The organism is Pseudomonas sp. CFBP13508 (genome assembly GCF_005233515.1).
Classification (GTDB): Bacteria; Pseudomonadota; Gammaproteobacteria; order Pseudomonadales; family Pseudomonadaceae; genus Aquipseudomonas; species Aquipseudomonas mercuritolerans.
In genome coordinates this window covers 854,841-875,945 of the sequence record NZ_QFZZ01000001.1, presented here as the reverse complement: position 1 = coordinate 875,945, position 21,105 = coordinate 854,841, and the positions used below count along the sequence as shown (strand labels likewise).

The window sequence follows — 21,105 nt, the reverse complement described above, 5'->3', positions numbered from 1 at the left end:
TTACTGGCCAGTGGTCTGGACAAGTGGAAGAGGGGTTTCGTCGATCTGTACCTTTTCCCCGGGACGGGCGTGTTGCAGGCCTTCGATGACAATGCGGTCGCCGGGCTTCAGGCCACCGGTGACGATCCACCGATTGTTCTGCACCGCACCCAGTTGCACCGGTTGCTGCGCCACGCGCATCTGCTCATCGACGGTCAGCACTTGGGCAATGCCGGCACTGTCACGCTGCACCGCGCGTTGCGGCACGGTGATGCCGTTCTGGATGGTTGCCTGCTCAAGGCGTACGCGGATGAAACTGCCCGGCAGCAGGTCGAGATCCGGATTGGGGAATTCACTGCGCAGGATGATCTGGCCAGTGCCTGGATCAACGGTGATGTCGCTGAACAGCAGCTTGCCGGGAAATGGATACAGGCTGCCGTCATCCTGAATCAGCGTGGCCTTGACCTGATCCTGACCGACTTCCTGCAACTGCCCGGAGCGAAATGCGCGACGCAATTCATTGAGCTCGCGGGTCGACTGGGTCAGGTCGGCATGGATCGGGTTGAGCTGCTGGATCAGTGCCAGTGGCGTGGTTTCGTTCTGTCCGACCAGCGCACCCTCGGTGACCAGCGCGCGACCGATACGCCCGGAAATCGGCGCGGTGACGGTGGCATAACCGAGGTTGAGTTTCGCTCGTTCAAGTGCTGCCTTGCTGGCGGCAACATCAGCTGCCGTTTGCCGGGCGGCGGCGCGGGCGTTGTCGTAATCCTGGCCGCTGATGGCCTTGTCATCGATCAACTGCGCATAGCGTTGTTCTTGCAGTTTCGCCTGAAAGGCGTTCGCCTCGGCTTTGCGCAACGCTGCTTCGGCACTGTCCAGATCGGCCTTGAACGGCGCCGGATCGATGCGGAACAGCACATCGCCTTTTTTCACGTCGCTGCCTTCGCGATAGGTGCGCTGCAACACTACGCCGGCCACCCGTGCACGCACTTCGGCAATCCGTGGTGCGGCGATGCGGCCGCTCAGTTCGCTGGTGATCGACAATGGCTGGGTTTTGATGGTCTCGATGCGCACCGTGGCCGGCGGCGTCTGCTCTTCGGCGTTCGATGACGAATCACAAGCGCTCAGCGTCAGCGCCAATGCGATCAGGCCGAGCCCGGCCAGCAGTTTTCCAGACATGTACAACCCCCAATATTGAAGGCCGCATCCTACGGCCAGACGGGGAGGTTAGCGGTGAAGCTTTGTAGTTGCTGTGTGAAATTGTGTAAGGGTTTTGCTCGGTGGTGCGCGAGGGCGTATATCCTGCAAACCTTGAAATTTATTGCGACAGTTCGATCGCTTTCGCGAGCAGGCTCGCTCCCACAGGAGATCGCATTTCAATGTGCGAGCGAATGAGTCCTGACTGTCGCCCCAGCATTTTCTGGAACACCCCATGCCCAATATCCTCCTGGTCGAAGACGACACCGCCCTCGCCGAACTGATTTCCAGCTACCTGGAGCGCAACGGTTATTCCGTCAGCGTCATCGGCCGTGGCGACCATGTGCGCGAACGGGCGCGGATCAGTCCGCCGGATCTGGTGATCCTCGACCTCATGCTGCCGGGCCTCGACGGCTTGCAGGTGTGCCGCTTGCTGCGGGCCGATTCGGCGACACTGCCGATCCTCATGCTCACGGCCCGCGATGACAGTCATGATCAGGTGCTGGGCCTGGAAATGGGCGCTGACGACTACGTCACCAAACCCTGCGAGCCACGAGTGCTGCTGGCGCGGGTGCGTACCTTGTTGCGGCGCAGCAGCCTCGGCGAGCCTTTGGCGGTAAATGATCGGATCGTCATGGGCAATCTGTGCATTGACCTGTCCGAGCGCACCGTGACCTGGCGTGATCAAGCGGTTGAGCTGTCCAGCGGCGAATACAATTTGCTGGTGGTGCTGGCCCGGCACGCCGGCGAAGTGCTGAGTCGCGATCAGATCCTTCAGCGGCTGCGCGGTATTGAATTCAATGGCACCGATCGCTCGGTGGATGTGGCGATTTCCAAGCTGCGGCGCAAATTCGATGATCACGCCGGCGAGGCGCGCAAGATCAAGACCGTGTGGGGCAAGGGCTATCTGTTCAGCCGCTCCGAATGGGAATGCTGAGCTGATGTTTCGTATCCTGTTTCGCCTGTATCTGGTGACGATCGTCTCCTATAGCGCAGCGATCTATCTGGTGCCTGATCTGGTGGTCATGGCCTTCCGGGATCGCTTCGTCACCTACAACCTGGACTTTTCCCGAGGTCTGCAATCGCTGATCACCAAGCAGTTTCATGCTGCGCCGCAAGAGCAGTGGCCGGCGATTGCTGCGGCGATGGACAAGGAATTCCAGCCCCTGCACATCGTCCTGACGCCAATCGACGACCCAGTGTTCACGCCCATTGAGCAGGAGCGACTGCACCGTGGTGAGAACGTCGTACGCATCGGCGACTGGGGCTGGCGCACCTTGGCGGTCACTCCGTTGAATGCGGAAATGGCCGTGCGCATGGTCGTGCCGCCGGATCCGGTCGACGTCGATCTGTTGTACTGGAGCATCAACGTCCTGATCGGCGCCATGTTGCTCGGTTGTCTATTGCTTTGGCTGCGCCCACACTGGCGCGATCTGGAGCGTCTGAAAGGCACCGCCGAACGCTTCGGCAAAGGCCACTTGAGCGAGCGAACCAGAATCGCCCCGAGTTCGAACATCGGCAGCCTCGCCAACGTGTTCGACACCATGGCCGGCGATATCGAGAACCTGCTCAACCAGCAGCGCGACCTGCTTAACGATGTTTCCCATGAACTGCGTACGCCGTTGACGCGTCTGGATTTCGGCCTGGCCTTGGCGTTGTCCGAAGACTTGCCAGCCGCCAGTCGCGAGCGCTTGCAGAGCCTGGTCGCGCATATTCGTGAACTGGATGAACTGGTGCTGGAGTTGCTTTCCTACAGCCGCTTGCAGAATCCCGCGCAATCGCCCGAGCGCATCGAGGTGTCGCTGGACGAGTTCATCGACAGCATTCTCGGTAGTGTCGACGAAGAACTGGAATCGCCGGAGATCGTCATTGATGTTCTGTTGCACGGTCAGCTCGAACGCTTTGCGCTGGATCCGCGTCTGACCGCCCGGGCTATCCAGAACCTGTTGCGCAATGCCATGCGCTATTGCGAAAAGCGCATTCAGATTGGCGTACAAGTCATTGCCGGCGGGTGTGAGATCTGGGTCGATGATGATGGCATCGGCATTCCCGACGATGAGCGCGAGCGGGTTTTCGAACCGTTCTACCGGCTCGACCGCAGCCGTGATCGCGCGACGGGTGGGTTCGGCCTCGGTCTGGCGATCAGCCGCCGCGCACTGGAAGCGCAGGGCGGCACTTTGACAGTTGAGGATTCGCCATTGGGTGGTGCGCGGTTCAGATTATGGCTGCCTGCGACCGCCTGACACGTCTAACGGATATCGGATGACTGAATCAGGCCGACGCCGGCCTCTTGCATCCGGGCAGTCGCGGCTGCCAGCGAACCGTCCAGATCAATCGCCCGGCAAGCATCCATCACTACGAAGGCATTGAAGCCTGCCGCGCGCGCATCCAGCGCCGAAAACATCACACAAAAATCCAAGGCCAGGCCGACCATGTACACGGTGTCGATGCCGCGTTCTTTAAGATAACCCGCAAGACCCGTAGTGGTGCGTCGGTCCGCTTCAAGAAAGGCCGAGTAGCTGTCGATGTCGGGATTGCAGCCTTTGCGGATGACCAATTGCGCGTGTGGCAAATCCAGTTCCGGGTGGAATGCGGCGCCGGCACTGGCTTGCACACAATGATCCGGCCACAACGTTTGTGCGCCGTACGGTAACTCGATGACGTCGTGGGGCTGCCGGCCCGGATGGCTGGATGCGAACGAAACATGCCCGCTGGGATGCCAGTCCTGAGCAATAACGACTTGCCTGAACTGACGCGCGAGCCGGTTGATCAGCGGCACAATCCGGTCACCTTCAGGCACCGGTAACTGGCCGCCGGGAATGAAGTCGTTCTGAACATCGATGACCAGCAAGGCAGTGCGAGATGAAATTGGCAAAGGGCGATCCTCCTTGGAATAAAACCTCTGCCAGTTTAGCAGGGCTGTGTTCAGCCGCTGGTCTGCAACAAGCATTGCTGGGTTTTGCTGTCCCAGACTTGGCCTTTCGGGCATTCGGGTTTCTTGACGGCGTCGCTTTCATCTACAGCGAAAACAGCAGGGCTGGACAGGGCGGCGACCAGCAGCGGGACGGCGAACAGCACTTGGCGAATGTTCATGGTCAATCTCCACTTTCATCGGCTTGGAACGGAAGTTGTTGTTCTCCTTTGCAGTGACTGTTCCGTTCTGTGCAAGATTCAAAGTTCTGCAGCGGCCATTGACTTGTCATCCGCCGGCAGGCTAATTTCCAGTCCATGACTTTCACCGTATCGCGCTGCCAGCCAAGCATTATTACCGCCATTCCTCATTTGGCGGGCTAGCTCACGACTGCAGCACCCAACCCGCCCCAGAGGCGGGTTTTTACTTTCTGTCTCCGGGGTTCTGAAAAATGTCAGGAGACGACCATGCCGCACAGCCCCGACCAGCAAGCCCTGCTTGAGCACTACGTAAAGAAGATTCTGGCCGCGCCGGTTTACGACATTGCGGTGCGCACGCCGTTGCAGCCTGCGCCGGCATTGTCGCAAGCACTGGGCAATCGGGTCCTGCTCAAGCGCGAAGATCTGCAACCGACGTTCTCTTTCAAGATCCGTGGTGCTTACAACAAACTCGTGCAACTGAGCGATGAGCAGCGAGCGCGGGGAGTGATCACTGCGTCGGCGGGTAATCACGCGCAGGGTGTAGCGCTGGCGGCACGGGAGTTGGGCATCTGCGCGACGATCGTCATGCCGTCTACCACCCCTGAGCTCAAAGTTCTCGGCGTGCGCAGTCGCGGTGCCGAAGCACTGCTGCATGGCGAGAGTTTCCCGTTTGCTCTGGCCCACGCGTTGCATTTGGCCGAGCAGAGCGGACGCACGTTCGTTTCACCGTTCGATGATCCTGACGTGATCGCCGGACAAGGCACCGTGGCGATGGAAATACTGCGCCAGCATCAAGGCGCGCTGGATGCGATCTTTATCCCGGTCGGCGGCGGAGGCTTGATCGCCGGTATCGCGGCCTACGTCAAATACCTGCGCCCGGAGGTGCGGATCATTGGCGTCGAATCCGAACATTCGGCCTGCCTGCAAGCGGCCCTGAGCGCGGACGAGCGGGTGATTCTTCCCAGCGTGGGCACTTTCGCCGATGGCGTGGCGGTGGCGCAGATCGGCGCGTATGGCTTCGAGGTTTGCCGCTTCTGTGTTGATGAGGTGATTACGGTCAGCAATGACGAGCTCTGCGCAGCGATCAAGAATATCTACGACGATACCCGTTCGATCACTGAACCGTCGGGGGCGCTGGCCGTGGCGGGGATCAAGCAGTACGTGGCGCGCAGTGGGGTTCGCGATCAGACATTCGTCGCCATCGACTCCGGGGCCAACATCAACTTCGACAGCCTGCGCCATGTCGCCGAGCGCGCCGCTGCTTGCGGCGTGCCGGCGTAACAAGCGCTCGGGTTATTCCTGCAGGGCGGTGCCGACTTTGTCCGACGCCGACCAGATGCGATAACGCACTTCGACGTCCGACGGCGCGTACACCACAACCGGCAATTTGCTGTTGTAACGCAACATGAAGCCGTCGCCGACGACCGGAACGAAAGCGCGCTTTTTCTGACTGCCAGGCGGGCAGGCCATCATCGTGCTCATTGGGCCGATGACCTTTTCCAGGCGATAGAACGGATAGCCCCAGCCTTGCAGATTCTTTTCATCGAGAACACCGCCCAGACGTTGACGGTTGCAATCTACTTCCAGAGTTTTGCCGGCGAGAATTTCAACCTGGAAATTCTCTTCCTGCTCTTGTTTGGGCAGATGGATGACTTGACGGGTAAACCCGGCTTCGGCTTTGGGATACGGCGCGACGTCTTCGAGTTTGGCGGCGTGGGCGAGGGTGGAAAGGTTGGCGATTAACAGGCCGGTGATCGCGCAAATACTCAAGGGATTCATGGAAGCCTCCGTGCGGGTTGAATTGCATTGGGAGACATTCTTGCCGTCATGGTCGTCGAAAGCAAATTCAGCCGGAGATTGCAGATTGCAGGGGACAGGTGGTCGGTTCATGCATTTTGCAAATAGCAGGATACTGGCCACTTTTCCAAGTGCTTGATTTTGAAAGAAGCAAAACGAACCGATCAAAGGCACGTTTTATGCGTTCTTTCGGTAAGGCGCACCGGATTTGGGCGCCTACACTCCAATGGGCATTTCGCAGTACCACCACTTGCTGCACCAAGGAAACAGCGGGGGCACACCCGTGAAGGCGCAGCAAAGGGTCAGCGTGAATACTTGATTGGCAATCGCACAGAAAGGAGAGGGTTCGCCATGTTTTTATCTGCCTTGGAATTACGCAATATCATTGAAAGCAGCTTCCTGCCGAAACGCTGCCAGTGCACGCTGACACCAGACTTGTCGATGTCGGTCAAAGTATTTGGCGACCATCGAACCGACCAGGCCGAGCTCTACGTCAGTGGAATCGACGCCAGCCGCTTGAACAGCTGCCGTGAGATCAACAACCTGGTCGCAGGGCTGCGTTCCGATCTCGCGCAACAAACCACGACACATCAAAACAGCGCTCGTTCTCGAGCCGTTTAACCCACCGTTTCACTCAGTTCGACCGTCACGCGCCGGGCCTTCACGAAACCAAGGCCCAGCGCGAACTCGACCAGCACCGCGAGCAAAATCCCGGGGCCGGCATGGCCATTGAGCCACTCGCCAAAACCCAACGCCGCCAAACCGAAACAGCCGACGATAAAACCATTGCTCAGTGCACTGCGTGCCGCTGACGGCGGAGCATTGCGCAACAAATAAAACATCACCCCCAACGCCGCAAACAGCACCGCGCTGCGCCTTGCGACTACGCCCGTGCCCTCCGAATAGCCAATACTCCAGATCGCCAGCAACACCTCCGGAAAAAATCCCCAGACCAGCGCCAGCAAAAAACACAGGATGGAAGTAAAGCTCGACAACGTGCGGAACGACAACTGCATGGCCAGTCCTTGCGGCAGTAGGGAAGGCCCCGAGCATACCCGTCGAAACCATCCCACGCCTATGGCCAACCGGAAAATCAGAAGCGTCTGTCAGTTCGGTTGACTGCAAGCGTCAGATAATTTCCTGTAGCTGATTTGTGCGGGCTTGCCGGTGTTGTCGATGTATTTCATGTCGGCGGTGATGACTTTGCACTAGAGGGTCGGCGGCTCGGTTAGCGAAAGCACCTTCGCCACGTGGAGTGGCATGCCGTATTGGTAGGGTGTTTGATTCGATGTGGCGGAGGTGTCGTTGGCTTGGGCCAGTGCGGCGTATGAGCAGCAGGCGAGGGTGGCGGTGAGCAGGAGGGGACGAATGTTCATGAGAGGACTCCAGTGTTGCGGGTAGGCGCCCGGCACGAAGCCGGGCGAGCCTGCCGCACTGGGCGTCAGCGGGGGAGGGCTGAGGGTGTGCGGTGATATGGAGTCTCTGACTGTGGCGTTAAGGCTGAGTTAACCGATGTGAACATGAGCTGAGTTATTTACGGTTGCTTTTCCCTTGCCTCGGGCATTTGTCGTTTGCGATATGAATCATTAGGGTACGGGCTTTGACGTGCTCGAAAAAATTAATGATAAGGCTGTACTGCTAAATTTCAGTACCCTAACTTATCTGGAAAAAACGAGAGCGGTGGGTGAGTGGCCTTCCACGTTTTTGCGAGTTCTTTTGCTTTTTCTAATTGCTCTTTTGACAGCTTTTTTTCCACTTCCGGCAATACGTCGTTAACGTTGTTTGTTACGTTTCCACCACCATCGAGCTCCAGTAGATTCGACAATAGTGCGTATGACTTCACCGGGTCTGATTCAAATCCGTATTCTGGTTCAGCTTCGCCAATATATGACGCATAACCAAAAACTGCTGATGCATAGCCTGAGGCTGCAGCTTTTTCATTCCATTTTCTAAATGATGAAAAATCGGCTTTTTCAATCCTGGTAGCGGCAAATCCCATCATGGCTGGTGGATAACCATTCTCTGCAGCGGCTTTCATCCATTTTTCGATTTCATCTGATCTGCTAGAGGGTAGTAGGAACATGCCTCCCCCCTCTTGATACTTGGTCGCTAAACGAAATTGCGCTAATGCAAAACCTTTTTCTGCGGACTTTTCAAGCCATTCATCGTTTCCTGTTATCTCCCATAGTAGGTACATCGACTCAGCGTCACCATGAGATGCCTGATCTGTAGCAAGGTTTTTGGCTTTGTTCATCCAATCTTTAAGCGATTGCTCAGCGGAAGAACAGTTGTTCATAGTTACGCACAAATCTTGATCCGCGCCGCCGAGCCGAATCATAGAGTAAATATTGCCTTTTTTTGCTGATTCCTCGTAAGCCTTTCGCGCTTCTTGAGTCATGTATCTGTTGTTTTTTCTTATAGATTCTCCCAAATAGTAAAGTGCTTCATCATCACCGCCTTCGGCTGCTATTTGTAATGTTTCAATTGCGGAGATGGCTTTGTGTTGATTGTATAGTTCAATGCCCTTGATTTTTGCCTGAGATTGTTCGTTCGTAAGCGCCAGTGACTGGGGCGACGCTAACGTTAATAAAATAAGCGTAGTGGTGATCACTTTTGGTAGTGTAAGTGCTAAGTTGTTTCTCGGTTGCAGTTGTTTAGCTGGTATATCGGTCTTTGTGAAACTTTTGAAAACGATACGGCAGAGCGCGGACGACAAGGCTGTCGATTGTTCTAATTGGGGAAGATTAGCCTCGTGCCGGTTATTTCTTGCATTCTGCTTCATTACTAATTAAAAACCTAATTTCCTTGGAAAGAAAGAAAGGGGCGGGTGGGTGGCCTTCCACTCAATTGCATATTTTTCCGCTTCCTCAATCTGGTTCGATGTCATTTTTGCAGCAATTTTAGGAAGCTTCCCTTCCACATAGACTTGAACGTTTCCACCGCCATCCAATTCTTTAAGCAAAGAGACCAGTGCGTAGCCCTTGATCAAATCGACGGGGTAGCCAACTTTGTCGGGCGTGTGGGAAAGATATGCACCATAGGTTGCGACGGCATTTTGATAACCGGTTTTCGCCGCTTCTTCCCACCAATGCCGAACACCTGCCAGATCATTTCGCTGGGAAAGAATCGAAATATATTCGATCATTGCAGGAGGGTAACCTCCTTCCGAAGCAGCCTTTAGCAACTCCTCCTCGGCAGTCTTTCTTTTCCAAGGTAGCAAAAATGTGCCTTCCCCCTCGGCGTAACGATTAGCGAGCAACCACTGTGACGGCGCATATCCAGCCGCTGCTGATTTCTGCAACCAATCCAACTCTGCAGTCGCGTTGTAAAGCACAGCCATCGCTTCGCCGTCGCCACCCAAAGCGCGAGGCGTAGCAGTTTTTATCAATAAATCTAGCCAGTCACTTGGTTTTTTACTACTAGCAGGACATTGGTTGACAACCGAGCACAGGTCTTCCGATACGGTGGCGAGTTTAAACATCGCATAATAATCCCCCTGTGATGCTGATGCCTCGTACCATTTTTGCGCTTCGACAGTCATTCCTTGTTTTTTTTGACGAAGCTCGTCAGCTAAATAGAATTGTGCTTCCGCATCGCCCGCTTCGGCTGCTATGCGAAGTTCCAGTTCTGCTGGTTTGTATTGATTGAAAAGCATTATCCCACGAGTTTTTGCGGCCTGCTGAGTTGGTGTAAGCTCGGCAAGTACATTGTTTGATAAGAGGGTTGCAATTGCGGTTGCTATATATATAAGTGTGCGCGACATTTTTTTATCCCTTGATGTATGTAGCTGGAGGGACATATTTTGCTTTTCCGCCAGGAACAAAAGTTTGTCCGTAGTATCGGGTTCTGTGACAAAAGCCATCTAGGTTCGCGCCTAAAAGGTTCACGTGCGCTTTATACCGGGCACGCATTTCGTCGTTCGCATCGTCGTGCAGTCGCAGAATTGCTTCTGACATGAAATTGTCCATATGCAGTCGATTCTCGCAATATAGCTGTTCTGCTTCGTCTGCGGCTTTGGTTCCGAACCGATTCATGCTCATGCATGCTTCTTCAAATTGTGCTTGGGCAAGGGTTATTGTTCCTTGCTTTTCCGCTTGGCGGACAATCAATCCTAGTATGCGCTCAACAGCCTGCTGCTGAAGCAGTTGACACTGGTCTTTTGTATAAGACTTTTCTGTGGCTTTAGAGCTTGCACTAGGCGCTCCATATTCCGAAATCTTAAATTTCTCCGGCGCGGAAATCAATGTCATCAACATTGGGCCAAGCGCACCTGGAGTCGCTGCCAAGATCCATTGGTCTAACTCAGCTTGATTATGATAATTCATAATCGTATGAGCGATAATTGCTCCTCTGCCGCCCCCGGTTAACGCCTCATATAACGACATCACCATATCAACGCCTTGCATGTAAGTCATCGCCACTTCCATCCCGGCAGCGCCAAGAAAGTTTAGTTTGTCGATGTAGTCGGCGGCTTCGTCCGTCACAAAAATTAGCGATTTATCCTGATTTTTATGCATTTCCCGTCGCAGCAAGTTAATCAAGTCAGTAACACCGTCATAGCCTACTTCAAATTGAAATTCGCCGCCGACGCCAGCGCCGACGATGACGGAAGCCTTGAACCGCATGATGAAGCGGCCTTCATGCAAGGAGATCCCAATATCTGCCGTAGTACCCAGCCCATACGCGGCAGTAAAGCCTGCTGTGAGTCTGGCCAGGCTCGCCCATTGGCTAGCTTTCGCGTTGTTGACGGTGTTCGCCATGCCGGGCGAAGGGGCGGTGCGCAACACAGCGATATTTTTCGGCGGAGCCCAGTTCAAGGCGCCTGTCAGTAGAATCCCAGCCTGAACTCCTGCAAAGAGATTGAATTGGGCTTTAGCCCCATCTTCAACCCGTACTTTCGCGGCGTCGCCCGCCAGAACAGGTTCGCTTCTAGTTGTAGTTGCTACGGCATTGGTGGTCTCCGGACGTTTTGCATCGGTGATTTCCGGAAGATTGAGGCCGCCTTGTACGTTTGCACGTCCCAACTGCACGCTGGAGGAGAGGAGGAGGGTAGCGCCTGTGTAGCCCCACGCTCTAGCGCCCAAATGGATCGAAAACCTGCCGAGATTCAGGTTTTTGCGGTTTTTCTCGTAATCCAGGTACGGGATCAGGATGTCTTTTGCTTGATCTTTACCCGGCAGATCCATCTTCATCAACTCAACTTCACCGCGTGCCAAGTCAATCCCAAGGCTGGCTTCGGCTTTGGCAGAGGCCTTGAAGTTATCGGTGACGCTGAAGCTCGGACCAGTGACCTTGGTTCCAGTGTGGATGGAGGACTGTGGTGGCGTGAGGCAACGAACCAATTGTGCTTGAGGACTGTTATCGAACAGGCGCAACGAACTTCGAACTTCTTCTTTGAACAGCAGCTGCCGAAGGCGCAGCCCCCAGTCTTTGCGGGCGCCTGCGTCCTCAATAGTATCCACTGTCAGTTTTTTCGACTTGAGATAGAAATGGAAGAGTTCTACATCGAACCAGCCTTTTTCATCGAACCAGTTGCTTTCCTGATCCTTGATGGCCATCGCGCCTTCGAGGCGTAGCCATTCATGGAAAGGGTTATCGTCTGTGTCAGTTTGCGCTTTCCCGTTGCTGTTGCCGGGAAGTTTCTGCAGGTCTTTGCTTGCAGTAGCACCGAGCGCGCTTACGTCTTTTTTCAAGGCTTTTTCAATGCCTTCCAGATTAAGCAGACTCAAATGCTTGACCGGACTGTTGGGGCTATTGAAAAGCGCCACTTCGCGCAACGGAAAGCCAGCCTTGACCAGGCGCTCTTCCGGTTTCGGCTGAAATTGCTCTGGCTCCCACAACAGATGGCGCAGTGGTAGGGCTGCGGCTACAGCGGCTTCTGCATCATCGCGAAGCTTCATGCGCTCTTGTTGAATGCGCTGCCACTCGGTTTTTTCAGCCTGCACGATGCCCGCTGGTGCCGCTACGTTTTGGCCGCTGGCGTCAATCCAGCCTTTGTATTTGGTGCGGATTTGTTCAGCCAGTTTGACCTGCCGCTGTTCCATCTCGAGATATGATTTGAATTTCTCGATACCTGCGCTGATTTCGCCTGTGTCAGGAATGAGGGCAAACTCAGGAAGTGCCAAGCCATAGTCGGCGACTTTCAAAATCGAATCGATATAGGCAGCAAAGTCTTTTTCGATTTTTTTGCGTTCGTTGGCTACATCGTTCAAATAACCGCACATCCGGGCCTTGCCATCGATCACACAGTTTGTGGCGTCCAGATACGCCTTCTTGTTCTTCTTGAAATCTTCTTCTTTGAGAGTAGTCAGCTTGCCGCTGGCTGTGAGTGCCGCACGGGCTTTCAGATAGGTCTGAACACGAGTTCTAGCCTCAAGAGCACCGGGCGAAAACAGGTTGCCACTTTCATAGATATAGCCAGCTATCTTGGCTTGCTCTATTGCTACAGCCTTCAGCTTCTTCCACTCGTTGTAGAGTCGTTGCAGCTTTTGCCCCTCGGAGTTAGCCTCAAGCAGGCTAGCCTGTTGCTGACCGGCCAGTGCCCGGTTCCGTGCGTACTCACTCTGATCCGGCAACTTCTCCAGCGCCGCTGAATTTCGGGCGTCACGGCTCACGGATTTCAAGCGCATGGCCATGGTTGGCTGCGCAATATCCGGCTCCTGAGCTTCGATTTCCAGCATTCGGCTTTTCTGTTCACCTTGCAGGAAGTTTGACAACTTGGGTTCGAGGAAGTACTCGAGCAACCCCGCGGTGTTCATCCCCTTTAAACGTTCCTCAGGAGACTTGCTTGCGCTGATATGTTGCTCAAGTTCATTCATCGCTTCTTTGATCGAGCTTGCAGCGCGTTCAGGCAGCAGATAGAACATTCTTTCCTTGGTTGCGTAAATCACCTCGCCATAACTTGTCGAGCAAGCCGTTTCCACTTTGTCGAACGCGTTGGGGCAACTGGCAGGCATTACAGGCTGAGGATCAAGCTCCAAGGCAGGTTTCGTTTCAACCGGTGTCGACGGGGCTGAGGCAGTTGCCGCAGAGCTGTCGCGATCTACCTTTGTTGCTTCTGAGATTTCAGTATCCATTTCGCTTCCATTCATTCTTAACGGACGGGTTCATCAAGCAACGCTGGTGGTGAGTTGCTGCAGCTGCTGTACTTTGATGAACGACTCTTCCCTGGATTGCAGGATGGCCATTGCCTGTGGCTGTGTTTCAAGCAGTGGGCCATTTGTGATTGACCCCAGCTTCAGCAAGTGACGGCCTTCGTAAATATTGTGGGCAACCAGCACATTGAGGTTTGCCACAAGGTTGGGCAGATGCTCATCGCTCGGCTCGCCGTAATCTGCGTGATGTTCATCTGCCCAATAAATCCAACCCAAATGCTCTTGAACGTTCGCCGCGGATGGCGGCAGGCTGAACACTGAAGTATCGCCCAGCCATTCGACTTCCGAGACGGCGCGCCAACTGAGCCATGGACCTTTATTGCGCCCAAAATGAACCGGCGCTGGGCTGTATACGTGCTGCCAAGGGCCGAACAGCTGATGGGAGTTGTCGCCAGCGGTATAGGCCAGCGCGGCCCACAGGCTTGGCTTGTGGTAGCTCAGCAGGCTTTGTCCGCCAGAGCCATCATTAGCGCGCAAGAGCCAGCGCGCATGGGCGAGCGCTTTGTCAGAATCAGCTGTGGTAATGGCAATGCCAGAGAAATTTTCCTCGCACAGCTTTGCTGCCTCAGCCGCAAGGCGACTGCCCCACGGCGCGGTGATCCAGAGCGGACCGTCAGCGGCGATCTCAGCGAAGGCGGTTTTGAGGAACAGGCTCTGTGCATCTACCACCGGTTCGCCAACACGATAAAGGCGGCTCATCGCGTCAGGCTGTCGAACCGGGTCAATAATGAAACACACTGTTGATTCAGAGCTTTCTCTCGGTAAATCAACGAACCCATGGCGTGGAGCTTCGAGGAGTGCGCTGAGCGCTTTCACATGCATGTGCAATCCTTACGGCTGCAGGCGCCGTTGCTTTGCTTGCCGCACAACGGCGTTATTCCAGACTCATTCAGACGTTTGGGCAGCGGGACAGGGACTTTCCCCGCCTTATCCGCATCCGCAACCTTCATCGGCCCCGGCAGCAACGGCGCCGCCGGCGTGCCCACCCCAGGCGAGCCACCAGTATTCACCTTCACCTCAGCGCCGCTGATGGTCACGCCACCCGCATCTACCTTGACGAAGCTGCCGCCAGCCTTGGCGGTCAGTTCCATGGCGCCTTCGACCACGACTCTCTGGCCGGCGTAGTAATGTATTTCGTTGCCAGCCTCAACAAACTGCCCAGTCCCCACCTTCACATGCTGCGTCACACCCACCGTCAGGTGATCATCCGCGCGCATCTCACTGATGCGGTCCAGATGGGTGATCCGGTGTTCTTCGACCTTGAACTCGCTCAACACGTTAGCTTCAACAGTGTCATGCCGTTCGTTGCCGACGCGGATTTTCTGGTCGTGTTCGATGTTTTCGTCCCAGTCGCGCTGGGCGTGGATGTAGATCTGTTCGGCGCCTTTCTTGTCTTCGATGCGGAATTCGTTGTAACCCTTGCCGCCCGGGGAGCTGAGGGTTTTGAAGGTGCTGCGGGTCTTGTTGGCCGGCAGGTCGTAGGGGACGACGTTTTCCTTGTGGTACAGGCAGCCGGTGACGAGGGGCTGGTCGGGGTCGCCTTCGAGGAAGGTGACGAGGACTTCCATGCCGATGCGCGGGATGGCGATGCCGCCGTAGGCTGCTCCGGCCCAGCCGCTGGCGACGCGCATCCAGCAGGTGGTTTTATCGTCGGACTGGCCGTCGCGGTCCCAGTGGAATTGGACTTTGATGCGGCCGTATTGGTCGCAGTGGATTTCTTCGCCGGGCGGGCCGGTGACGATTGCGGTCTGGCTGCCGAGGACTTTCGGTTTCGGGTGTTCGAGGGCAGGGCGGTAGTGCGCGTCCCACGGGGTGGCGACGAAGCTGTTGCGGTAGCCCTGGTGGAAATCGCTCTTGTTGTCGGTGACGTCGCTGGTGACGTTTTCGCCGAGCACTTGCGGTTGTTTGCCTTCGTGGAAGACTTCCAGCAGCAGCCACAGGTCGTTCCACTCGGCGCGCGGGTGTTCGGCGAGCGTGAGGAAATGGCCGCTGGTGAGGGTCGGTTCATCACCTTTGCCTTCGGCGAGTTTGTAGTCGCTGCGATGGCGTTCGAGGGCGCGGGTCGAGAGGAACTTGCCGCGCTCGCGGGTGGTGAAGCGGCCGGGGTAATCGTAGTCTTCCAGGTCCGGGGCGAATTCGGATTTGACCGCGCCTTCGGGCAGCAGCTTGGGTTTTTCGAAATCGTAGTCGCGACGGCTGACGCGGGTGGTGCGGGTTTCCAGGCGCAGGTTGAAGCGCTTGATCACCGGTTTCTCCGCAGCCATGCCGGAGTCCTGCTGATAGCTGACCGGCTTCAGTTTGCGGAACACCGTCTGATCGTCGCCGAACACCAGTTTGTGGCCGCTGCTGCTGTGCTGGAAGTGAAAGTGAATGCCTTCCTCTTCGCACAGACGCTGGATGAAGTGCAGGTCGGACTCATCGTATTGCACGCAATACTCACGCTCCGGGTACTCGGCGCCGAGCTGGAAGCTGTAGGCGTCAGAGAGAATGCCGCGATCTTCCAGCACCTGGGCGATGATTTTCGGCACCGTCAGTTGCTGGAAGATCTGCTGATCATGGTTGTGCTGCAGATAGGCCAGTTGCGGCATCAGGCTGATGCTGTAGCGGGTCAGGGTCTTGCCGGAGTCGCCCTGCTCGATGCGATAGACCTGGCCGTGAATCTTGCCTTCGCCGGTGGCGCCGAACGTCAGGCAGGCGCGCTTGTGCAGCAGCTCTTCGAGCTTCAGGTCGGGGCGGGCGCTGACCAGTTCGAGGTCGAAACGGAACGGTTCGTTGAGGGCTTCGCGACCGGTGAAGCTGAGGACTTGCAGGTCGGCGTTGGCGTCTTCGATCGAGAGGGTGATGTGGGTTGCATTGGCGTCCAGCATGCCTTGAATTCCGTCCGTTGAATAAGCAGGTGATGGATGTTGCAGGATTAGACGGCCTCATTCAAGGCGCAAATGGCGTAGGTGTGGGGCCTTGATGCCATAGGGAAAACCCTTAGGAGGGCGGTTTGGGCCAGTGAAATCGGGCCTTTCATAGACGTTGATGGTGTTTGGGAGATTGCCATCGCGGGCAAGCCCGCTCCCACAGGTTTCTCGGGTGTAGACAAAATCGGCGTTCACTAAGGTCCTGTGGGAGCGAGCCTGCTCGCGAAGGGCTTCTACAACCAATGCCAGAACCGGCTCCAGAACCCGCGATTGAGGTCTTCCTTGCAGCCGGCATACTGCTGCGCATACAGATCCGAACGGTTCTGCACCTTGCGCGCGGTCGGCGGTAGCCAGGCCTTGCTGGCGTAGGTCTTGTTGCGGAAGCCGCCCCAGCCTTCGTGGTAGTTCAGGTATTGGTTATAGGCGTCGTATTTGTACACGCCGTTGATCGAGGTGGTCTTGTCCATGTACCAGCCGACGAAGTCGATGGCGTCGTCGAAGTCTTCGCGGTCGGCCCAGTTGCGACCGGTGCTTTTCTGGTAGTCGGCCCAGACTTCGTCCTTGGCTTGCGCGTAGCCGGACGCGGTGGAGACGCGGCCCCACGGAATTACCCAGAGCAGGTATTTGCGTGGCGTCTTGGCGTCGTAGCGATAGCCGGATTCCTGATACATGATCGCGAAGGGCACCTGGATCGGCACGCCCCAGCGTTTCTGGGTGACTTGCGCAGCGTCGTACCAGTCGCTTTTCTCGCGGAAGATTGCGCAGATGTCTTCCGGTGAGCGGGGCGGCGAGGTGCCGCAACCGCTCAGCAGAGTGGCCAGGGTCAGGAGGGCGAGGATGTGCCTGTGATTCAAGAGCTGTTTTCCGTCGTGCGCAAAAAGGCCGACAGTCTACGCGCTCAGCTCAATTGATGACGATAGGGCAGATCCGGACCGGTTTTGCTGCAGGTCAGCGCGGCGGCTTGCACGGCGAACCTGAGCATGCCGTCGATTTGCTCTCGACTGAGCTGCTGCACGCCTTCGACGGAGTCCAGCGAATGTTCGGTCAGCCAGGTGATCAGCGCGGCCTGGAAGGTGTCGCCAGCGCCTACCGTATCGGCAATTTTCACCGGGTTGGCCGGGACCGACCACGAGCCATGGGCGCGACTGAACACGGTCGCGCCGTCGCCGCCGCGAGTCAGGAAGACGATCTGGCAGCGATGTTCGAGCCAGCCTTCAATCACATGCTGCGGATTCTGTTCGGGATACAGCAGGCTCAGATCCTCGTCGCTGACTTTGATCAGATCGGCCAGGCGCACCAGCGTGGCGATGCGCTCGCGCCATAGATCGATGTTCGGCTCGGGATTGAGGCGCACGTTGGGGTCGAGGCTGATCAGGCGTTTGCCGCTTTCGCGCTGAACCAGCTTAAGCAAGGTGTCGCCGATCGGCTGTACTACCAGCGAAAACGAGCCGATGTGCAGGCCGCGCACCTCGTCGCCAAGTGTTGGCAGATGCGCCTCGCTCAATTGCCGATCGGCGCAGCCTTCGCCACGGAAGCTGTAATGCGGCGAGCCATTGGCGCCTACCGCGACCATTGCCAGAGTGGTCGGCGCGGCGAAATCCACCAGATAGTCCGGGCGCACACCTTCGTCCTGCAGCACTTGCTGCAAGCGGCGGCCAAGGTAGTCGGTGGACAGCCCACCGAATAGCGCCGAGTCCACGCCCAAGCGGCGCAGACCGACGGCGACGTTGAACGGCGAGCCGCCGGCAATCGCCTTGAAATTGACTTTCGAGGCCAGCCCGCTGGCATCGTTTTCGCTGAAGAAATCAAACAGGGCTTCGCCACACACCAGGTACATAGTTGTTTGCTCGTTATAGGGTTGCGACATGCTGTTGATAGCGTTCGTAGGCCTGCTGGAACGCCGCGACATTGGCGGCGATCGGCAGGGTTTCGCTGCCCGCGTCGAGTTTCACGCAGCGCTCGCACAGATCGGCCAGGGAGACATCGTCTCCGTTCGAGCGTGACGCGCACCACGCCGCTTGAATCGCCGCACCCAGTGCGGCGGCTTCGCTTTGTTCGGTGCAGATCACCGGGGCGTTCATGATGTCGGCGACGATCTGCCGCCACACCGGACTCTTCGAACCGCCGCCGATCAGGCAGATGCGCAGGCTTTGTAAACCATTCTGGCGGAGCAAATCCAGCCCGTAGCGCAAACCGAAGGTGGTGCCTTCGACGGCGGCGCGGCATAGATTGGCCTGGGTCAGGTTGTCCATGGTCAGGCCATGCAAACTGCCGGTGGCGTGGGGCAGGGCGGGAACGCGTTCGCCATTGAGAAACGGCAACATGCTCACGCCCTCGGCGCCGATCGGCGATTGCGCGACCAGTTCGTTGAAGGTCGGCAGATCGAGCTTGAACAGCTCGCGAATCGCGCCGGTCGCGTTGGTCAGATTCATGGTGCAGATCAGCGGCAGCCAGCCGCCGCTGGAGGAGCAGAACGTCGCGACCGAGGCATCGGCGCTGACGTTCGGCTCCTCCGAATAGGCGTAGACCGTGCCGGACGAACCGAGGCTCATGGTGATCGCGCCGGGCTGGATATTGCCGGTACCAATGGCGCCCATCATGTTGTCGCCACCGCCGCTCGAGACCACGGCGTTGGGGTTGATGCCGAGTTGCTCGGCGATTGCCGGCAGGAGAGTGCGGACGGCGGCGTGCGCGTCGATCAGCTCCGGCAGCGCGGTTTGCAAACGGCCGCTGGCATCGATGTCGCGCAGGATCTGCACATCCCACTGACGCGTGCGCACGTTGAAATAGCCGGTGCCGGACGCATCGCCGTATTCGCTGCAGGCGCGGCCGGTGAGCCAGTAGTTGAGGTAGTCGTGAGGCAGCAGAATTCGGGCGATGCGTGCGAACACGTCGGGATGCTGCTCTTTGGTCCAGAGCAGTTTCGACACCGTGTAGCCCGGCGCAATGACCACGCCGAGGCGTTCCAGCGAACCTTTCTCTCCGCCCAGGTGTGCGAGCAAGCGCTCGTTTTCCGGCGTGGTTTCGGTGTCGCACCAGAGCTTGGCCGGACGCAGCACTGCGCCTTGCTCATCGAGCAGCACCAAGCCGTGTTGCTGGCCGGAGACGCCAACGCCACGGATCGCCTGGCCGTCGACGTTCGCCGCTTGCAAGGCCTGGCGGGTGGCGCTGACGAATGCGTCGAGCCACTGTTGAACGTCTTGTTCGCGGCGGCCGTTGGCGCCGCTGATCATCGTGTGCGGCGCCGCGCCCAGACCGAGCACCTGCCCGCTGTCGGCATCGAGGATAATCGCTTTGGTGCCTTGGGTGCCGCAGTCGATACCCAGGAAGAGTTGTTGGCTGGTCACAATGAGGTCCTCAGGATGTCAGGGTGTTTCCGAGTATGGCGGCTATTCGCGAGCAGGCTCGCTCCCACAGGTCAGTGTTCCAACATCACTTGTGGGAGCGAGCCTGCTCGCGAAGACGTCAGTCGCATCGCCGCAGGATCAGGCTAGAACTCGTTCCAGAGTTCGCGAAACCCCAACCTCGCGCAGACTCTGGCAGCACCACTCGAATGCCGCAACAAACTCCGCCGACTTCGGTATCGCCGTGCCGAAAATTTCTTCCACGCCCAACAGGCGCTCGGTGATCAACTCATCGTCCGCCACCAATCCCTGACAGAACGCCGCTCGCGGGTCCGGAATCGAATACGTATCGCCATTCTCATCCACGCCCTTCAAATACAACGCCCACGCTGCCACGACCAGCGCTGCACGCTTGGTCTCGCGGCCATCGGCGATCAGCCGATTGATCGTCGGCACGGTGAACTTGGGAAACTTCGATGAGCCATCCGAACACACGCGCTCCAGTTGATCGGCAATCGCCTGATTGGAAAACCGCGCGACCAGCGTGTCCTTGTATTCGCTCAGATCAATGCCCGGCACCGGTGCCAGTTGCGGCGTGACATCCAGATCCATATAAGCGCGCATATAGCGCACGAACAGCGGATCGTTCATGGTCTCGTGGACGAAGCGATAGCCCTTGAGAAAGCCCAGATACGTCAGCGCCAGGTGACTGCCGTTGAGCAGTTTGATTTTCATCTCTTCGTACGGCGACACATCGTCGGTGAACTGCACGCCGACCTTTTCCCACGCCGGGCGACCGTTGACGAATTTGTCCTCCAGCACCCACTGTACAAACGGTTCGCAGACCACCGGCCAGGCATCGTCGACGCCGTGTTTGTCGGCCAGTTGCAGGCGATGTGCGGTGCTGGTCATCGGTGTGATGCGGTCGACCATGGCGTTGGGGAAACTGACGTTCTGCTCGATCCAGTCGCGCAACTGCGGATCACGCAGGGCTGCGAAGGCCAGCAGCGTCTTGCGCGCGACCGCGCCGTTGTGCGGCAGGTTATCGCAGGACATCACAGTGAATGCCGGAACGCCCGCCGCACGGCGTTTGGCCAACGCGGCGCAAAGGAAGCCGAACACGGTGCCCGGCGTTTCGGGATGGGCGAGGTCGTGTTGAATCTGCGGCAGATGCGCCATGAATTCGCCGTTACTGTCGTCGATGCAGTAGCCGCCCTCGGTGATAGTCAGCGAAACGATGCGGATCTGCGGTTCGGCGAGTTTGTCGATCAGCGTTTGCGCGCCATCTTCGGCCAGCAGCATGTCGCGGATCGCGCCGATGACGCGCACTTCGGTGTCATCGCTGTCACCCAGTTCGAACAGGGTGAACAGGTAATCCTGCTCGCGCAGATCATCGCGGGCGCGGCGATCTTCCGGGCGCAGGCCGACGCCGCAGATTGCCCAGTCCAGCGCTTGGCCAGTGTTCATCAAGGCATCGGTGTAATACGCCTGATGGGCACGGTGAAAACCGCCGACGCCGATGTGAGCAATGCCCTGGCGTGTGTCGCCGAGGTCGTAGGCCGGCAGTTGCACTTCGGCGGCGAGGCGGTTGAGGTTCTGTTGGTTGAGTTTCAT

17 protein-coding genes and 2 pseudogenes are annotated in these 21,105 nt (G+C 57.3%); 4 read left to right on the top strand and 15 right to left on the bottom strand.

The window, feature by feature from the left end:
* On the bottom strand, positions 1 to 1,158 hold the full coding sequence (locus PspCFBP13508_RS03885) for an efflux RND transporter periplasmic adaptor subunit (protein WP_137213708.1): 1,158 nt from the start codon (positions 1,156 to 1,158) through the stop codon (positions 1 to 3).
* 253 nt (positions 1,159 to 1,411) lie between these two features.
* Between PspCFBP13508_RS03885 and PspCFBP13508_RS03880 the strand changes: the two genes are divergently transcribed.
* Together PspCFBP13508_RS03880 and PspCFBP13508_RS03875 are read left to right on the top strand one after the other, a co-directional pair.
* Positions 1,412 to 2,113, top strand: coding sequence for a response regulator transcription factor (locus PspCFBP13508_RS03880; protein WP_016774890.1), 702 nt, complete (start codon positions 1,412 to 1,414; stop codon positions 2,111 to 2,113).
* A gap of 4 nt (positions 2,114 to 2,117) precedes the next feature.
* Positions 2,118 to 3,419, top strand: coding sequence for an ATP-binding protein (locus PspCFBP13508_RS03875; protein WP_137213707.1), 1,302 nt, complete (start codon positions 2,118 to 2,120; stop codon positions 3,417 to 3,419).
* A 5-nt stretch (positions 3,420 to 3,424) separates the two neighbouring features.
* Here PspCFBP13508_RS03875 and pncA read toward each other — a convergent pair whose 3' ends face one another.
* Both pncA and PspCFBP13508_RS27340 read right to left on the bottom strand, forming a co-directional pair.
* Positions 3,425 to 4,051: a bifunctional nicotinamidase/pyrazinamidase gene (pncA, locus tag PspCFBP13508_RS03870; protein WP_130912202.1), complete on the bottom strand. Its 627-nt coding sequence runs from the start codon at positions 4,049 to 4,051 to the stop codon at positions 3,425 to 3,427.
* Between the two features lie 50 nt (positions 4,052 to 4,101).
* Positions 4,102 to 4,269 carry a hypothetical protein gene (locus tag PspCFBP13508_RS27340; RefSeq protein ID WP_161984066.1) on the bottom strand — a complete coding sequence of 56 codons (168 nt, stop codon included), beginning with the start codon at positions 4,267 to 4,269 and terminating at the stop codon, positions 4,102 to 4,104.
* A gap of 285 nt (positions 4,270 to 4,554) precedes the next feature.
* On the opposite strand from PspCFBP13508_RS27340, the pseudogene ilvA reads away from it, so the two are divergent.
* Positions 4,555 to 5,544 (top strand): annotated as a pseudogene (gene ilvA, locus PspCFBP13508_RS03865) (threonine ammonia-lyase, biosynthetic); the annotation flags it as partial.
* 36 nt (positions 5,545 to 5,580) lie between these two features.
* Here the strand turns inward: ilvA and eco are convergent.
* Positions 5,581 to 6,066: a serine protease inhibitor ecotin gene (gene eco / locus PspCFBP13508_RS03860; protein ID WP_137213705.1), complete on the bottom strand. Its 486-nt coding sequence runs from the start codon at positions 6,064 to 6,066 to the stop codon at positions 5,581 to 5,583.
* Positions 6,067 to 6,435: 369 nt separating this feature from the next.
* Between eco and PspCFBP13508_RS03855 the strand changes: the two genes are divergently transcribed.
* Positions 6,436 to 6,705: a DUF1652 domain-containing protein gene (locus PspCFBP13508_RS03855; RefSeq protein ID WP_137213704.1), complete on the top strand. Its 270-nt coding sequence runs from the start codon at positions 6,436 to 6,438 to the stop codon at positions 6,703 to 6,705.
* Here PspCFBP13508_RS03855 and PspCFBP13508_RS03850 read toward each other — a convergent pair.
* The 11 genes and pseudogenes from PspCFBP13508_RS03850 to PspCFBP13508_RS03800 all read right to left on the bottom strand — a co-directional run bounded on the left by PspCFBP13508_RS03850 (position 6,702) and on the right by PspCFBP13508_RS03800 (position 21,105).
* On the bottom strand, positions 6,702 to 7,100 hold the full coding sequence (locus tag PspCFBP13508_RS03850) for a hypothetical protein (RefSeq protein ID WP_137213703.1): 399 nt from the start codon (positions 7,098 to 7,100) through the stop codon (positions 6,702 to 6,704). The genes PspCFBP13508_RS03855 and PspCFBP13508_RS03850 overlap by 4 nt on opposite strands.
* 90 nt (positions 7,101 to 7,190) lie before the next feature.
* A pseudogene (locus tag PspCFBP13508_RS03845) lies at positions 7,191 to 7,460 on the bottom strand (DUF2790 domain-containing protein).
* Positions 7,461 to 7,729: 269 nt separating this feature from the next.
* The gene (locus PspCFBP13508_RS03840) at positions 7,730 to 8,866 is read right to left on the bottom strand and encodes a sel1 repeat family protein (RefSeq protein ID WP_241669492.1); all 1,137 of its coding nucleotides are present in this window, start codon (positions 8,864 to 8,866) and stop codon (positions 7,730 to 7,732) included.
* Positions 8,867 to 8,872: 6 nt separating this feature from the next.
* The gene (locus tag PspCFBP13508_RS03835; RefSeq protein WP_137213702.1) at positions 8,873 to 9,847 is read right to left on the bottom strand and encodes a sel1 repeat family protein; all 975 of its coding nucleotides are present in this window, start codon (positions 9,845 to 9,847) and stop codon (positions 8,873 to 8,875) included.
* A 4-nt stretch (positions 9,848 to 9,851) separates the two neighbouring features.
* Positions 9,852 to 13,160, bottom strand: a complete 3,309-nt coding sequence (locus PspCFBP13508_RS03830) for a hypothetical protein (RefSeq protein WP_241669491.1) — start codon at positions 13,158 to 13,160, stop codon at positions 9,852 to 9,854.
* 33 nt (positions 13,161 to 13,193) lie between these two features.
* Complete coding sequence (locus PspCFBP13508_RS03825) at positions 13,194 to 14,060, bottom strand: DUF4123 domain-containing protein (protein WP_122611354.1); 867 nt, start codon at positions 14,058 to 14,060, stop codon at positions 13,194 to 13,196.
* Positions 14,051 to 16,105, bottom strand: coding sequence for a type VI secretion system tip protein VgrG (locus tag PspCFBP13508_RS03820; RefSeq protein WP_137213700.1), 2,055 nt, complete (start codon positions 16,103 to 16,105; stop codon positions 14,051 to 14,053). Before PspCFBP13508_RS03820 ends, PspCFBP13508_RS03825 begins: the two co-directional genes overlap by 10 nt.
* A 275-nt stretch (positions 16,106 to 16,380) precedes the next feature.
* The gene (locus tag PspCFBP13508_RS03815) at positions 16,381 to 17,001 is read right to left on the bottom strand and encodes a hypothetical protein (RefSeq protein ID WP_016774877.1); all 621 of its coding nucleotides are present in this window, start codon (positions 16,999 to 17,001) and stop codon (positions 16,381 to 16,383) included.
* A gap of 44 nt (positions 17,002 to 17,045) precedes the next feature.
* Positions 17,046 to 17,984: a carbohydrate kinase gene (locus PspCFBP13508_RS03810; protein ID WP_137213699.1), complete on the bottom strand. Its 939-nt coding sequence runs from the start codon at positions 17,982 to 17,984 to the stop codon at positions 17,046 to 17,048.
* A 13-nt stretch (positions 17,985 to 17,997) separates the two neighbouring features.
* Positions 17,998 to 19,494: a xylulokinase gene (gene xylB / locus PspCFBP13508_RS03805; protein ID WP_137213698.1), complete on the bottom strand. Its 1,497-nt coding sequence runs from the start codon at positions 19,492 to 19,494 to the stop codon at positions 17,998 to 18,000.
* A gap of 138 nt (positions 19,495 to 19,632) precedes the next feature.
* Positions 19,633 to 21,105: a mannitol dehydrogenase family protein gene (locus PspCFBP13508_RS03800; RefSeq protein WP_137213697.1), complete on the bottom strand. Its 1,473-nt coding sequence runs from the start codon at positions 21,103 to 21,105 to the stop codon at positions 19,633 to 19,635.

Coding starts and splice junctions, on each gene's coding strand:
- PspCFBP13508_RS03885 (WP_137213708.1), bottom strand. CDS start 1,158: ATGTCTGGAAAACTGCTGGCCGGGCTCGGCCTGATCGCATTGGCGCTG.
- PspCFBP13508_RS03880 (WP_016774890.1), top strand. CDS start 1,412: ATGCCCAATATCCTCCTGGTCGAAGACGACACCGCCCTCGCCGAACTG.
- PspCFBP13508_RS03875 (WP_137213707.1), top strand. CDS start 2,118: ATGTTTCGTATCCTGTTTCGCCTGTATCTGGTGACGATCGTCTCCTAT.
- PspCFBP13508_RS27340 (WP_161984066.1), bottom strand. CDS start 4,269: ATGAACATTCGCCAAGTGCTGTTCGCCGTCCCGCTGCTGGTCGCCGCC.
- eco (WP_137213705.1), bottom strand. CDS start 6,066: ATGAATCCCTTGAGTATTTGCGCGATCACCGGCCTGTTAATCGCCAAC.
- PspCFBP13508_RS03855 (WP_137213704.1), top strand. CDS start 6,436: ATGTTTTTATCTGCCTTGGAATTACGCAATATCATTGAAAGCAGCTTC.
- PspCFBP13508_RS03850 (WP_137213703.1), bottom strand. CDS start 7,100: ATGCAGTTGTCGTTCCGCACGTTGTCGAGCTTTACTTCCATCCTGTGT.
- PspCFBP13508_RS03840 (WP_241669492.1), bottom strand. CDS start 8,866: ATGAAGCAGAATGCAAGAAATAACCGGCACGAGGCTAATCTTCCCCAA.
- PspCFBP13508_RS03835 (WP_137213702.1), bottom strand. CDS start 9,847: ATGTCGCGCACACTTATATATATAGCAACCGCAATTGCAACCCTCTTA.
- PspCFBP13508_RS03830 (WP_241669491.1), bottom strand. CDS start 13,160: ATGGATACTGAAATCTCAGAAGCAACAAAGGTAGATCGCGACAGCTCT.
- PspCFBP13508_RS03825 (WP_122611354.1), bottom strand. CDS start 14,060: ATGCATGTGAAAGCGCTCAGCGCACTCCTCGAAGCTCCACGCCATGGG.
- PspCFBP13508_RS03820 (WP_137213700.1), bottom strand. CDS start 16,105: ATGCTGGACGCCAATGCAACCCACATCACCCTCTCGATCGAAGACGCC.
- PspCFBP13508_RS03810 (WP_137213699.1), bottom strand. CDS start 17,984: ATGTACCTGGTGTGTGGCGAAGCCCTGTTTGATTTCTTCAGCGAAAAC.
- PspCFBP13508_RS03800 (WP_137213697.1), bottom strand. CDS start 21,105: ATGAAACTCAACCAACAGAACCTCAACCGCCTCGCCGCCGAAGTGCAA.